Source organism: Halomonas urmiana, from assembly GCF_005780185.1.
GTDB lineage: Bacteria > Pseudomonadota > Gammaproteobacteria > Pseudomonadales > Halomonadaceae > Halomonas > Halomonas urmiana.
Genome location: NZ_VBUI01000014.1, coordinates 1 through 13,871, shown reverse-complemented (window position 1 = coordinate 13,871; position 13,871 = coordinate 1). Strand labels below are relative to the sequence as shown.

The following is a 13,871-nucleotide window of genomic DNA, read 5'->3' as shown; positions in this document are numbered from 1 at the left end:
CAGCGGCAGGGCTTGCGTTTGCTCGCGCCCTTGACTAATATCGAGGCGTTCGCCTGTTCCGAATGCTTCACGACCGTCCCACGGCGTTCCCGTCGCGGTCAGTATCCAAGTCGTCAGACAGCCCACTGCTTCAGCCTGCGATCCCGGCCGCGTGCCCGACATCGCTGATCAGGCGAAAACGAACCTGCTTCCTCGCTTCCGATATCGGCCCGGCAACCCCTCTCGATGGCGGCTGCCCGCCCAGGCCATTCGATGCTTCACGACGAGAGGTAGCCTGTCCGGGCTCTGAACGCATCCACAGGGCGTCATCGTCTCGCCTCCTGTCTTTCCTCACGGCGCACTGCCGCCCGGCTTCCACGAGCAAACTCTGATCACACCGATGAATCTTACCGAACTCAAGCAAAAGCCAGTGCCGGAGCTTCTGGAGATCGCCCGCGAGATGGGCATCGACAACCTGGCGCGCTCCCGCAAGCAGGACATCATCTTCGCCATCCTCAAGAAGCATGCCAAGAGCGGTGAGCCGATCTTCGGTGATGGCGTGCTGGAGATCCTGCAGGACGGATTCGGCTTCCTGCGCAGCGCCGACAGCTCCTACCTGGCCGGCCCCGATGACATCTATGTCTCGCCGTCGCAGATTCGCCGTTTCAACCTGCGCAAGGGCGACTCCATTTCCGGCAAGATTCGTCCGCCGAAGGAGGGGGAGCGCTACTTCGCGCTGTTGAAGGTCAGCGAGATCAACTTCGACAAGCCGGAGAACGCCAAGCACAAGATCCTCTTCGAGAACCTCACGCCGCTGTTCCCCCAGGAACGGCTGCGCATGGAGATCGGCAACGGCTCCACCGAGGACCTCACCGCCCGGATCATCGACCTCACCGCGCCCATCGGCAAGGGCCAGCGCGGCCTGCTGGTCTCCCCGCCCAAGGCGGGCAAGACCCTGATGCTGCAGAACATCGCCACCTCCATCACCCGCAACAATCCCGAGTGCCACCTGATCGTGCTGCTGATCGATGAGCGCCCCGAGGAGGTGACGGAGATGTCGCGCACGGTGCGCGGCGAGGTGGTGGCCTCGACCTTCGACGAGCCACCGGCCCGTCACGTGCAGGTGGCCGAGATGGTCATCGAGAAGGCCAAGCGCCTGGTCGAGCACAAGAAGGACGTGGTGATCTTGCTCGACTCCATCACCCGCCTGGCGCGCGCCTACAACACCGTGGTGCCGAGCTCCGGCAAGGTGTTGACCGGCGGTGTCGACGCCCATGCCCTGGAGAAGCCCAAGCGCTTCTTCGGCGCGGCGCGCAACATCGAGGAGGGCGGTAGCCTGACCATCATCGCCACGGCGCTGGTCGACACTGGCTCCAAGATGGACGAGGTGATCTTCGAGGAATTCAAGGGCACCGGTAACATGGAGGCCCACCTCGACCGCAAGCTGGCCGAGCGTCGCGTCTACCCGGCGATGAACATCCGCCGCAGCGGCACCCGTCGCGAGGACCTGATCGCCTCCGAGGACGAGATGCAGCGCATGTGGATCCTGCGCAAGCTGCTCAATCCCATGGAGGATACGGCCGCCACCGAGTTCCTGATCGACCGCCTGAAGGATACCAAGACCAATCTGGAGTTCTTCGAGGCCATGAAGCGCCGCTAGTCGGTATCGGGCAGTGAGCAAAGGGGCAGCATGCTATGCTGCCCCTTTCGTCATTCTGGAATCGGGAAATCCGAATGAAGTACAAGGACCTGCGCGAGTTCATCGCGGTGCTCGAGGAACAGGGCGAGCTCACGCGCGTCACCGCCGAGGTGGACCCCTACCTCGAGATCACCGAGGTCTGCGATCGCACCCTGCGGGCCGGCGGGCCGGCCCTGCTGTTCGAGAACGTCAAGGGCCACGACATGCCGCTGCTCGGCAACCTCTTCGGCACGCCGAAGCGGGTGGCCATGGGCATGGGGCAGGATTCGGTGGCCGCGCTGCGTGAGGTGGGCGAGCTACTGGCCTTCCTCAAGGAGCCGGAGCCCCCCAAGGGCTTCCGCGATGCCTGGAGCAAGCTGCCGATCTTCAAGCAGGTGATGAGCATGGGGCCCAAGACGGTGCGCCGGGCCCCGGTCCAGGCGCTCGTCTATGAGGGTGACGAGGTCGACCTCGATCGCCTGCCGATCCAGCACTGCTGGCCGGGCGATGCCGCGCCGCTGGTCACCTGGCCGCTGGTGATCACCCGCGGGCCCCAGAAGACTCGCCAGAACCTCGGCATTTACCGCCAGCAGAAGCTTGGCAAGAACCGGCTGATCATGCGCTGGCTCTCCCATCGCGGCGGGGCGCTCGACTTCCAGGAGTTCCAGAAGGCGCATCCCGGCGAGCCCTTCCCGGTGGCGGTGGCGCTGGGCGCCGATCCGGCCACCATCCTCGGCGCCGTGACACCGGTGCCGGACAGCCTCTCGGAATACGCCTTCGCGGGGCTGCTGCGCGGCTCGCGCACGGAGCTCGTCGAGTGTGGTCATGCCGAGCTTCAGGTGCCGGCCTCCGCCGAGATCATCCTCGAGGGCTTCATCTACCCGGACGACAGGGCGCCCGAGGGACCCTACGGCGACCATACCGGCTACTACAACGAGGTCGAGCAGTTTCCGGTGTTCACGGTGACGCGCATGACCATGCGCGAGAACGCCATCTACCACTCCACCTACACCGGCCGGCCGCCCGATGAGCCGGCGATCCTGGGGCTGGCGCTGAACGAGGTGTTCGTGCCCATCCTGCGTCGCCAGTTTCCCGAGATCGTCGACTTCTACCTGCCCCCCGAGGGCTGCTCCTACCGCATGGCGGTGGTGACCATGAAGAAGCAGTATCCGGGGCACGCCAAGCGGGTGATGATGGGCGTGTGGAGCTTCCTGCGCCAGTTCATGTACACCAAGTTCGTGGTGGTGCTCGACGACGACGTCGACGCCCGCGACTGGAAGGACGTGATCTGGGCCATCACCACCCGCATGGACCCCGCCCGGGACACCGTGATGGTGGAGAACACCCCCATCGACTACCTGGACTTCGCCTCCCCCGTGGCCGGCCTGGGCTCCAAGATGGGCCTGGACGCCACCAGCAAGTGGCCCGGCGAGACCGACCGCGAGTGGGGCACGCCCATCGTCATGGACGAGGCCGTCAAGGCCCGCGTCAGCGACCGCTGGAACGACCTGGGCATCACGCTTCCCCCTGACAACGACACGAGGCATTCATGACGCCAAGGACCCTGACCTGCCTGGTCACCGAGGTCGAGGACCTCACTCCGGACGTCTTCCGCGTTCGACTCGAGGGCCGCGCCGAGGCCGTGGCCCACGACCCCGGCCAGTACCTGGAACTGAAGCTCGCCGAGGACACCTGGGTGCCGTTCTCCATCGCCAACGCCCACGCCGGCGATGGCACGATCGAGCTACACATCCAGCATTGGCCGGAGCGCGACAATTCGGCGCGGCTGCGTGAGCTGATGCAGGTCGCCGAGCGGCTGACCGTGCGCCTGCCCGGCGGCGACTGCGTGCTGGACCCGTACAGCACGCGCCCGCTGCTGCTGGTCGCCGCCGGCACCGGCTTCTCGCAGATGAAGGCGATCGCCGAGGCGGCCCTGCACGAGGATCCCGACCGCGAGATCGATCTCTGGTGGGCGGCCCGCGAGCGCCGCGACCTCTACCTGGAACGCCTGCCCAGCGAGTGGGCGGAAGGGCATGCCAAGGTGCGCTTCCATGCCGTGACCGAGGTCGCGCCGGAACAGGCCATCGACGGGCCGCGCGTTCAGGCTCATCATGGCCGCATCGACCGCGCGCTAGCGACGAGCCTCGAGGACGTCTCCGGCCACGATGTCTACGTCTCCGGCTCGCCGGGCATGGTCTATGCCTGCGTCGACGTGCTGGCGTCGCTGGGGCTCTCGGCCTCGCGGGTCTTCTCGGACGTCTTCGCCTACGCCCCCCGCGATCCCATCGTGCCCACCGCGGGGAGCCTGGTGAGGGAGAGCGGTTCATGAGCGCCTCGCCGATCCTGATCACCGGCGGGGCCCAGCGTTTAGGGCGCCACTGCGCCGAGCGTCTGCGCGACGACGGCCATCCGGTGATCATCAGCTATCGGCGCGAACGCGAGGAGCTCGAGGCACTGCGCGGCCGGGGCATCGTCACCCTGCCGGCGGACTTCTCGAGTGAGGCGGGCATCCTCGACTTCCTCGAACGGCTCCGCGCCGAGACCTCCTCGCTGCGTGCCATCGTGCACAACGCCAGTGATTGGGCCCCTGACAGCCGCGGTGACGATGCCGGCGCCAACTTCGAGCGGCTGTTTCGCGTGCACATGCTCGCGCCCTACCTGATCAACCTGCACGGCCGCGAGCTACTCGAGGCGTGCAGCGAGCCCCAGCGCGATATCGTTCACCTGACCGACTACGTGGTACAGAAGGGCTCCCGCAAGCACGCCGCCTACGCCGCCACCAAGGCGGGGCTGGATAACCTGACGCTGTCGTTTGCCGCCATGTTCGCGCCCTCGATCCAGGTCAACGCCATCGCCCCGGCGATGATCATGCTCAACCAGGGCGACGACGAGGCCTACGCCGAGAAGGCTCGTGCCAAGTCGGCCATGGAGATGATTCCCGGGCCTGGCGTGATCTATCAGAGCCTGCGTTACCTGCTCGACAATCGCTTCGTGACGGGCATCACCCTGCCAGTCGATGGCGGGCGGCATCTTCGCTAGAATGTCGGGCACCCCTGATGATAACCCCGAAGAGGATCACGAGATGGCGGGACATGACGAGAACTTCAAGGATGACAGCGGCCTGCTGGCCGTCTTCCTGGGCCTGGCGGTGCTGCTGGGCATGAGCGCGCTGCCGGCCACCATTGGCTGGATCCAGCTCGCGACCGGCTGATCGCCGCCGCGCCGCCCCTTGCCGAGGTCGCCTCGATGCGGCAGGATGGCAGCATCGCTCAGGAGATGACCATGACCCCCGCTTCGCCCTCGATCCTTCGTTCCCATGTCGACGCCCCGCGCCGAGATGTCGTGTGCCTGGGCGCCTGGATCGGCGAGGCGGAGCTGCAGGGCTTCCAGGGCTGGTATGGCTATTGGTTTAGCACCGGTGTGCCGGTGGCCATGTCCTGAGCCGCATCAAGGACAGCGCCACGAGGCACGCCCACCGGGTTGCCTCCTCCCAGAACCCCCGGACGGCAACCCCGCCCGGGGGTTCTGCGTTTCACGGCATACGAGCTTCACGACGACAGACAAGGAGAGAGACCATGACCGCATCCATCGCCATTCGCCAGACCCGGGGCTTCGTGGGCTATTACGGCTATTACGGCTATTGGCGATTTAGCGAGCTGCGGTCGGCTCTCTCCGCCACGCCCGGCCGTAGCGAGATCGGTGGCTCCCGACAGACACGATGTACGATCGCTACCCGGAGTTGATGCCCATGAATGCCCCCGTTTCGCTGACCCCCGCGCCGCGCCAGGCTGTCTCGACGCCCGCCGCCTCCCTGCCCACCCCCGGCGAGCTGCGCCGAGCGCTACCGCTCGCCCCGCCCCTCACCGAACAGGTAGCGGCCCAGCGCCGGGCGATCCGCGCCATCCTCGACGGCCACGACGACCGCCTGCTGGTGGTGGTCGGCCCCTGCTCCGTCGACGATCCCGAGGCCGCCCTGGACTATGCGCGTCGCCTGGCCAGGCTGGCACCGGCGGTCGCCGATCACCTGCTGATCGTGATGCGCGTCTATGTCGAGAAGCCGCGCACCACCGTGGGCTGGAAGGGACTCGCCTACGATCCCGACCTGGACGGCAGCGGCGACATGGCCCGTGGTCTGCATGCCTCCCGCGCGCTGATGCGCGAGATCGCCGCGCTCGGCCTGCCGGTGGCCACCGAGCTGCTGCAGCCGATGCTCGCGCCCTACCTGGACGACCTGCTCGCGTGGGTGGCGATCGGCGCCCGCACCACCGAGTCGCAGCTGCACCGCGAGGTGGCCAGCGGCCTGGAGGCCGTGGTCGGCTTCAAGAACGCCACCGGCGGCGAGCTGCAGGTCGCGCTGGATGCCATGCAGTCCGCCGCTCACCCCCATCGCCACTTCGCGATGGCCGAGGATGGCCGGCCCATGGTCAACGAGACCGCCGGCAATCCATACACCCACCTGGTGTTGCGTGGCGGCCACGGCGAGCCCAACTACTCGGCCGCCCATGTCCTCGCGGCGCGCCGTACCCTCCAGGCCGCCGGCCTCGCGCCGCGGATCATGGTCGACTGCAGCCACGCCAACGCCCGCAAGGATCACCGCCGCCAGAGCGAGGTGCTGCTCGACGTGCTGGGCCAGCGGCTGGCCGGCGACGCCTCCCTGGTGGGGCTGATGATCGAGAGCCACCTCCACGAGGGCAAGCAGCCCCTCGTGCCGGGGCAGCGGCGCTACGGCGTCTCGGTCACCGACGCCTGCATCGGCTGGGAGACCACCGAGCACCTGCTGACGACCGCGGCGGAACGCCTGCGGAACATAGAGGGTCGAGCGGCCCTGGGCGAGTAAAGCGTAAAGGAAGCCGAGCGGCCCTGGGCGAGTAAAGGAAGTCGAGCAGCCCCGGGCGAGTAAAGAAAGCCGAGCGTCAGCGGGCGAGCATAAGAAGGGCGGCGCAGCGCCTGCGGGCCTCGCGCTGAGGCGCTCGGCAGCGCGCCCGCGCCTGTACCCGGGGAGGCGATGTGCGGATAATCGCCGCATCGTTTCCCATCGCACAGGTCTTCCATGACGTTTCGCTTCGAACACCACGACCCCGCCACCTACCGCCGCCTCTCGCGCCTGACGGGCCTGGCCATGGCCGGCCAGCTGATCGTCTGCGGGCTGCTGTTCTCGCAGCTGCTGGTCGCGGCCTTCGGCGGCAGTCTCTGGATCAATGCCTTGGGCGTGCTGCTGGGCCTGGCCGCCACCAGCCTGGTCTTCGCCGTGCTGCGCCAGCGACCCTGGATGGCCGGCATCCGCTACGTCTGGCGCCTCAAGCATCACCTGGCGCGGGTCAGCGCCTACCTGCCGGCCCTGCGCCGCGGCATGGGCGAGGGCGCCGAGGCGGCGCTGGCGGTGCTGGCCTTCTACCACCAGGGCATGGCGCAGCTCTCCGAGCTCGAGGGGCGCACCCTCGACGACGATGCCGAGCTGCTCGCCGAGCGCGAGGTGGTGCGTCACGCCCGCCGCGAGCGGGGGCTTCCCGAGCGCGTCGACGGCCTCGACCTCGAGGACCTGAGCGGCTTTCGCAAGGGGTAGGGCGCGGCCGATTCATCGCCCTGTCACCTGCTTGCTCTAGGCTCGACTCGTCGACCCGAAGGCGCCCGCGGCGCCTCGCCCCCCAGACGAGGAGAGCAGCATGAGCAAGGAAATCGAAGATCATCGCGTCCACAACGCCAGCGGCAACGAGCCTTTCACCTCCGTTCTCGCCCGTCACGTCTCTCGGCGCAGCGTGATGCGCGGCGGTGCTGGGCTGGCGGCTCTGGCGGTGCTGGGGCTTGGGGCCGGGTGTCAGATGCCCGGCCTGCGCGACGCGACGCGCCGGACGCCACTGACGCTGGGCTTCACCTCGATTGCCGGGTCGCGCAGCGATGCCGTGATCGTGCCCGAAGGCTATACCGCCCAGGTGCTGGTGCCCTGGGGCACGCCGCTCAATGGCCAGGCGTTCGAGTGGCACGCGGGGCTCGCGATGACTCCCGAGCGCCAGGCGCAAAGCGTCGGCATGCACCACGACGGCATGGTCCACTTTCCCCTCGACCGCGCCGGCGGCTCCCGGGAGTTCCTGCTCGCGCTCAACAACGAGTACATCGATCAGGCGGCGCTCTGGGCGCCCCAAGGCGGACCGACCCACGCCGACCAGGGGCGCCGCCCCGCCGACGAGGTGCGCACCGAGATCCACGCCCACGGCGTCACCCTCGTGCATCTCAAGAAGCAGGCCGACGGCCGCTGGAGCCACGTCCCCGACTCCGCCTATAACCGCCGCTACACCAGCGCCTCGGTGATGGCGCTCGGCGGGCCGGTGGCCGGCAGCGACTACGTGCGCACGCGCTTCTCGCCGGAGGGCCGGCTGACCCGCGGCACCAACAACAACTGCGCCAGCGGCCACACCCCCTGGGGCACCTACCTCACCTGCGAGGAGAACTGGCCGAACTACTTCATTCGCCGCGAGGCCCGGGAGCGGGACGACGAACGCCTGGGCATCGGCCGCGAGCGCGGCCGCTACGGCTGGGAGAGCGCGGCCGGCGACGCCTCCGAGCAGGACGGCGAGTTCGCGCGATTCGACACTACCCCCACCGGCGCCGACGCCCGCGAGGATTACCGCAACGAGGCGCGCACCTTCGGCTACGTGGTGGAGATCGACCCCTACACCGGCGAGCGCGCCGTGAAGCGCACCGCCCTGGGACGCTTCCGCCACGAGGGCTGCTGGCCGGGCAAGCTCGACCGGGGCCGCCCCGTGGTCTTCTACTCCGGCCACGACGCCCGCAACGAGTACATCTACAAGTTTGTCTCCCGGGCCGCCTGGGATCCCGCCGATGCCAATCGCCCGGGCGAGCCCATGGACCGGTTGGCGATCGGCGCGAAGTACCTGGACGAGGGCACTCTCTACGTGGCGCGCTTCGAGGCCGGCGGCCGCGGCGAGTGGCTCGCGCTGACCCCGGACGCCGTGACCCGTGACGGTCGCCGCCTGCACGAGGCCCTGGGGCTTGCCGCCGACGACCAGGCGGGCATCCTCATCCACACCTGCGACGCCGCCGACCTGATGGGGGCGACGCCGATGGACCGGCCCGAGTGGGGCGCCGTGGACCCGAGCTCCGGCGACGTCTACATGACCCTGACCAACAACAGCCAGCGCACCGCCGAGGGCAGCGCCGCGACCTTTACCGGTGACGGCCAGGCGATCGACGAGCCCGGCGTGGGCTTCGCCACGGCCCCGGTCAACGCGCCCAACCCGCGCCCCGACAACGCCGCCGGCCAGATCATCCGCTGGCGAGAGGCCGACGATGCCAGCCGCTTCGACTGGGAGGTGTTCGTCTTCGGCGCGGCGGCCGACGATGCCGACAACCCCTCTGGCCTGACCGAGGCCAACCAGTTCGCCAGCCCCGACGGACTGTGGTTCGATGATCGTGGCGAGGGCGACGGCATCCTGTGGATCCAGACCGACAACGGCTTTGATGGCGTCGCCGAGCACACCAACGACCAGGTGCTGGCGGTGGTGCCCGGTGCCCTGGGCGCGACCGAGGACGCCTCCTCGGTGGTGAACGCGAGCAATCAGCAGGCGCTCAGGCGCTTCGCCGTGGGGCCCAACGGTAGTGAGGTGACCGGCATCTTCGCCACCCCGGACCGCACGGCGCTGTTCATCAATATCCAGCACCCAGGCAACTGGCCGGCGAGCGAGGATGCCACCCTCGCCACCGATGGCCAGGTGCGGCCCCGAGCGGCCACCGTGGTGATCCAGAAGCGCGACGGTGGCCAGATCGCCGTGTAAAGAAAGTCGAAAGCTGGAAGAGCCGGGCTGCGCCCGGAAGCTTGAAGAAGAACACCCCCGCAGCTCAGCTACGGGGGTGTTGCTTTCTGCTTCCCGAGATCCTGCTGTCTTCCAGCTTCCAGCTTCCAGCTTCGCTCAGGCCCGGTCGGCGTAAGCGTAGAGTAGGGTCTCCTGGGCGCTGATCGGCGCGGCACCGCCGGCCTGCTGCTTGACATAGAGGCCGTCGCTGCCGAGCAGCCAGCTCTGGCAGTTGTCGACCAGGTAGGTCTCGAGGTCCTTGCGGACTCGGGCGGCGAGCTTCCTGTCGAGAAGCGGGAAGCAGGTCTCCACCCGGTGGAACATGTTGCGTGCCATGAAGTCGGCACTGGAGCCCCAGGTCTCAGACTTGCCGTCGTTGTGGAAATGGAACACCCGGGTGTGCTCCAGGAAGCGGCCGATGATCGAGCGCACCCGGATGTTCTCGGATATGCCCGGCAGCCCAGGGCGCAGGCAGCACATGCCGCGGATGATCAGTTCGCACTCGACGCCGGCTCGAGAGGCGCGGTAGAGCGCCTGGATCAGCTTCGGCTCGGTGAGCGAGTTGCACTTGATGATCAGGTGGGCACGCTTGCCCTTGCGGGCATGTTCGGCCTCGCGGTCGATCTTGGCCACGATCTGCTCGTGCAGGGTGAAGGGAGCATGCAGCAATTGCTCGATATGCCGCGCCCGGCCCATGCCCGAGAGCTGCTGGAAGACCTTGTGCACGTCGGCGCAGAGTACGGGGTCGGCGGTAAGCAGGCTGTAGTCGGTATAGAGTTTGGCCGTTCGCGAATGGTAGTTGCCGGTGCCCAGGTGGGCATAGTGACGCAGCTTGCCTCTTTCACGGCGCACGATGTGCATCATCTTGGCATGGGTCTTGTAGGCCATCACGCCGTAGATGACGATCGCCCCGGCCTCCTGCAGGCGCGAGGCCAGGGCCAGGTTGTCGGCCTCGTCGAAGCGGGCCCGCAGTTCGATCACCACCGTGACTTCCTTGCCGTTGCCGGCGGCCTCGACCAGGGCGTTGACAATGGGCGAGTCGGCACCGGTGCGGTAGAGGGTCTGCTTGATGGCCAGCACATCCGGGTCTCGGGCGGCTTCGCCGAGCATCTCCTCCACCGGCGAGAAGGACTGGAAGGGATGGTGAAGCAGGATATCGCCATCGGTGATCGCGGCCAGCACGCTGTCGGCCTTGCGCAGCACCTTGGGCAGGCCCGGCGTGAAGGGGCGATAGAGCAGCTCGGGACGCTCCACATCGCCCAGTACGGACATCATGCGGGTCAGGTTCACCGGGCCGTTGACTCGGAAGAGATCCGTCTGCTCGAGCTGGAACTGCCTGAGCAGGAACTCGGTCAGTTTGTCGGGACAGTTGTCGGCCACCTCCAGGCGGACCCCGCTGCCGTAGCGCCGCGACAGCAGCTCACCGCGCAGCGCCGAGGCCAGATCCGAGACCTCCTCGGGATCCACGGAGAGGTCGGCGTTGCGGGTCAGGCGGAACTGGTAGCAGCCGAGCACCGCCATGCCCGGGAAGACCTCCTCGGCATGGGCATGGATCATCGACGACAGGAAGACATATTCGCTGAATCTCTCCTCGCAGAGCTCCTCGGGCAGGGCGATGACGCGGGGCAGTGAGCGTGGGGCCGGCAGGATGGCCAGGCCCCCCTCGCGGCCGAAGGCGTCCTTGCCCTCCAACTGGACGATGAAGTTGAGGCTCTTGTTGACCAGGCGCGGGAAGGGGTGAGAAGGATCCAGGCCGATGGGACTGATCACCGGCATGATCTCGGCCTCGAAGTAGTCGCGCACCCAGGCTCGCTGCTCCTCGGACCAGTCCCCGCGGCGGCGGAAACGGAGTCGTTGGGCCTCCAGGGCGGGGATCAGGACCTCGTTGAGGATCTGGTACTGACGCGCCACCTGCTCATGGGCGATCTGGGAAATCTCGGCGAGGACCGAGCGCGGCGAGCGACCATCGGCACCCGTGGAATCATCGTCGAGCAGGATCTGGTTCTTTAGGCCCGCCACGCGGATCTCAAAGAACTCGTCCATGTTGGACGAGAAGATCAGCAGGAACATCAGCCGGTTGAGCAGCGGATGAGCCTTGTCTAGGGCCTGTTCCAGCACCCGGACGTTGAACTGGAGGTGGGAGAGCTCGCGATTGAAGTAGAGACCGGGGTCGGCAAGATCTGCCTCGGGGTCCGGCAGTGCCTTGGGCTTGATGCCGGTGCGGGTCTGATTCAGCCGCGGGGCAGGGGGCCCGGGGGGCTCACCGCCCTGCGCAGGCGTAGTCTCATCGGACTGCCGGTCGGGACCGCGTGTCTCTTCCATGGGGTTTCCCTGCCGTCGTTTATGGTGTGGCGAGCAGCCGGGCCGCCCGCTTGGCGAAATAGGTCAGCACACCGTCGGCCCCGGCGCGCTTGAAGCAGAGCAGCGACTCGAGGATGACCGTGTCGGCCTCCAGCCAGCCGTTCTCGAAGGCGGCCATGTGCATGGCGTACTCGCCGCTCACCTGGTAGGCGAAGGTGGGCACCTTGAGCTCGTCCTTCACCCGACGCACCACGTCCAGGTAGGGCATGCCGGGCTTGATCATCACCATGTCGGCGCCCTCGGCCAGGTCCAGGGCCACCTCGTGCAGCGCCTCGTCGCCGTTGCCCGGATCCATCTGATAGGTGGTCTTGTCCGCCTTGCCCAGGTTGCCGGCGGAACCCACGGCATCGCGGAAAGGACCGTAGTAGCGCGAGGCATATTTGGCGCTATAGGCCATGATCCGCGTGTTGACCAGCGTCTCCTGTTCCAACACCCGGCGGATCTCGCCGATGCGTCCGTCCATCATGTCCGAGGGGGCCACCACGTCGGCGCCGGCCTCGGCATGGGAGAGCGCCTGTTTGATCAGTGTGGCCACGGTGCGATCGTTGTGCACGTAGCCGGCCTCATCGAGGATCCCGTCCTGGCCATGGTTGGTGTAGGGATCCAGCGCCACGTCGGTGATGACGCCGAGCTCGGGCAGCGCCGCTTTGAGGGCCCGCACGCTGCGCTGGACAAGTCCCGAAGCGTTGTATGACTCCTCGGCCAGCTCGCTCTTGAGTTCGGGGCTGACCACCGGGAAGAGCGCGATGGCCGGGATGCCGAGCTCCTGGGCTTCACGAGCCTCTTCGATCAGCAGGTCAATGGACAGGCGCTCCACGCCGGGCATCGAGGGCACCGCCTCGCGTTGGCCCTCGCCCTCCAGCACGAAGACCGGCCAGATTAGGTCGGCGGCGGTCAGGGTGTGCTCGCGCATCAGCCGGCGCGAGAAATCGTCGCGGCGCATGCGGCGCGGGCGGGCGGTCGGGAACTGGCGCGGGGTCGTGAAGCTCAAGGCGTCTCTCCGAAAGTGAGGATCTAGGCCGCCACGGTTCGATGGTGGCGGCATAAGATGACGAAACGATGACATGGGGTCGACTGCCCTCGAGTATATCAGTGTCGACAGGCGTCGAAAGTCGCGCCTTGTCGCACCCCCGCCGACTCTCTAAAGTGGATACCTTGTGATTTCAGGGCCTGGCTTCGACAGGCGCCAACCTTCAAGGAGAAAGGCATGAGCAAACAGGTGGCGGTGGTTCTCTCGGGGTGCGGGGTGCAGGACGGGTCCGAGATCTACGAAACCACCCTGACGCTGCTGCGCCTCGATCAGCTGGGCCTGGGCTATCGCTGCTTCGCCCCCGATATCGAGCAGCACCAGGTCATCGATCATCGTCAGGGCGTGCCGGTCGAGGGCGAGACCCGCAACGTGCTGACCGAGTCGGCGCGCCTGGCGCGCGGCGAGATCTCCTCCCTGGACGAGCTCGAGGCCGAGGCGTTCGATGCGGTGATCCTGCCCGGCGGCTTCGGCGTCGCCAAGAACCTCTCGGACTTCGCCTTGGCGGGCGATGGCCTGCAGGTGATCGAGGCGCTGACCGAGGCGTTGGCCGGCTTCCACGAGGCGCGCAAGCCGATCGGCCTGATGTGCATCAGCCCGGTGCTGGTGCCGCGCCTGCTCGGCCCGGGCATCGCCGTGACCGTGGGCAGTGATCCCGGCGTCGCCGGGGCGATCAGCGCCATGGGCGGCCTGCATCGCAGCTGTGGGGTGGAGGACATCGTGCTGGACTTCGAGAACCGGGTGGTGACCACGCCGGCCTACATGCTGGCGACCCGCATCAGCGAGGCGGCGACCGGCATCTTCAAGCTGGTCGATCGCATCGACGAGCTGATGGACCTGTAAGCTTCAAGCGCCGAGCGCCGAGCGCCGAGCTAAAAGCAAACCCCCGAAGGCCGAGACCTTCGGGGGTTTGCTTTTGCTGGCTCGGGCCTTGATCCTGCTGGCCGCTTGGCCGCTTGGCCGCTTGGCCGCTTGGCCGCTTGGCCGCTTGGCCGCTTGGCCGCTTGGCCGCTTGGCC

Annotated in this window: 13 protein-coding genes; 11 read left to right on the top strand and 2 right to left on the bottom strand. The window is 67.6% G+C overall.

Going from position 1 to position 13,871, the window contains the following annotated elements; all coding sequences use genetic code 11:
• Positions 1–379 precede the first annotated feature (379 nt).
• The 10 genes from rho to FEI13_RS09990 all read left to right on the top strand — a co-directional run bounded on the left by rho (position 380) and on the right by FEI13_RS09990 (position 9,447).
• Complete coding sequence (gene rho / locus FEI13_RS10020) at positions 380–1,639, top strand: transcription termination factor Rho (protein WP_138181403.1); 1,260 nt, start codon at positions 380–382, stop codon at positions 1,637–1,639.
• A 74-nt stretch (positions 1,640–1,713) separates the two neighbouring features.
• The gene (gene ubiD / locus FEI13_RS10015) at positions 1,714–3,210 is read left to right on the top strand and encodes a 4-hydroxy-3-polyprenylbenzoate decarboxylase (RefSeq protein WP_138181402.1); all 1,497 of its coding nucleotides are present in this window, start codon (positions 1,714–1,716) and stop codon (positions 3,208–3,210) included.
• On the top strand, positions 3,207–3,986 hold the full coding sequence (locus tag FEI13_RS10010; RefSeq protein ID WP_138181401.1) for an FAD-binding oxidoreductase: 780 nt from the start codon (positions 3,207–3,209) through the stop codon (positions 3,984–3,986). The genes ubiD and FEI13_RS10010 overlap by 4 nt, the downstream gene beginning before the upstream one ends.
• Positions 3,983–4,696, top strand: coding sequence for a dihydromonapterin reductase (gene folM, locus FEI13_RS10005; RefSeq protein WP_138181400.1), 714 nt, complete (start codon positions 3,983–3,985; stop codon positions 4,694–4,696). Before FEI13_RS10010 ends, folM begins: the two co-directional genes overlap by 4 nt.
• 43 nt (positions 4,697–4,739) lie before the next feature.
• Positions 4,740–4,868, top strand: coding sequence for a hypothetical protein (locus FEI13_RS19650; protein WP_275668727.1), 129 nt, complete (start codon positions 4,740–4,742; stop codon positions 4,866–4,868).
• A gap of 71 nt (positions 4,869–4,939) precedes the next feature.
• Entirely contained in the window at positions 4,940–5,098 is a 159-nt protein-coding gene (locus FEI13_RS19080) for a hypothetical protein (protein ID WP_158294538.1), read from the top strand.
• Positions 5,099–5,232: 134 nt separating this feature from the next.
• A complete protein-coding gene (locus FEI13_RS19175) occupies positions 5,233–5,400 on the top strand; it encodes a hypothetical protein (protein ID WP_166462132.1) in 168 nt (55 codons plus the stop codon).
• A 5-nt stretch (positions 5,401–5,405) separates the two neighbouring features.
• Positions 5,406–6,494 (top strand): 3-deoxy-7-phosphoheptulonate synthase, encoded by a 1,089-nt coding sequence (locus FEI13_RS10000; protein WP_138181399.1) that lies wholly within the window; start codon positions 5,406–5,408, stop codon positions 6,492–6,494.
• Positions 6,495–6,707: 213 nt separating this feature from the next.
• Complete coding sequence (locus tag FEI13_RS09995; RefSeq protein ID WP_138181398.1) at positions 6,708–7,220, top strand: DUF3087 family protein; 513 nt, start codon at positions 6,708–6,710, stop codon at positions 7,218–7,220.
• Between the two features lie 100 nt (positions 7,221–7,320).
• Positions 7,321–9,447: a PhoX family protein gene (locus FEI13_RS09990; protein WP_138181397.1), complete on the top strand. Its 2,127-nt coding sequence runs from the start codon at positions 7,321–7,323 to the stop codon at positions 9,445–9,447.
• 135 nt (positions 9,448–9,582) lie between these two features.
• On the opposite strand, the gene ppk1 is transcribed toward FEI13_RS09990, so the two are convergent.
• On the bottom strand, positions 9,583–11,787 hold the full coding sequence (gene ppk1, locus FEI13_RS09985) for a polyphosphate kinase 1 (protein ID WP_138181396.1): 2,205 nt from the start codon (positions 11,785–11,787) through the stop codon (positions 9,583–9,585).
• Positions 11,788–11,806: 19 nt separating this feature from the next.
• Positions 11,807–12,817, bottom strand: coding sequence for a porphobilinogen synthase (gene hemB, locus FEI13_RS09980; protein ID WP_138181395.1), 1,011 nt, complete (start codon positions 12,815–12,817; stop codon positions 11,807–11,809).
• Between the two features lie 216 nt (positions 12,818–13,033).
• Between hemB and elbB the strand changes: the two genes are divergently transcribed.
• A complete protein-coding gene (gene elbB, locus FEI13_RS09975) occupies positions 13,034–13,696 on the top strand; it encodes an isoprenoid biosynthesis glyoxalase ElbB (RefSeq protein WP_138181394.1) in 663 nt (220 codons plus the stop codon).
• Positions 13,697–13,871: the final 175 nt, after the last annotated feature.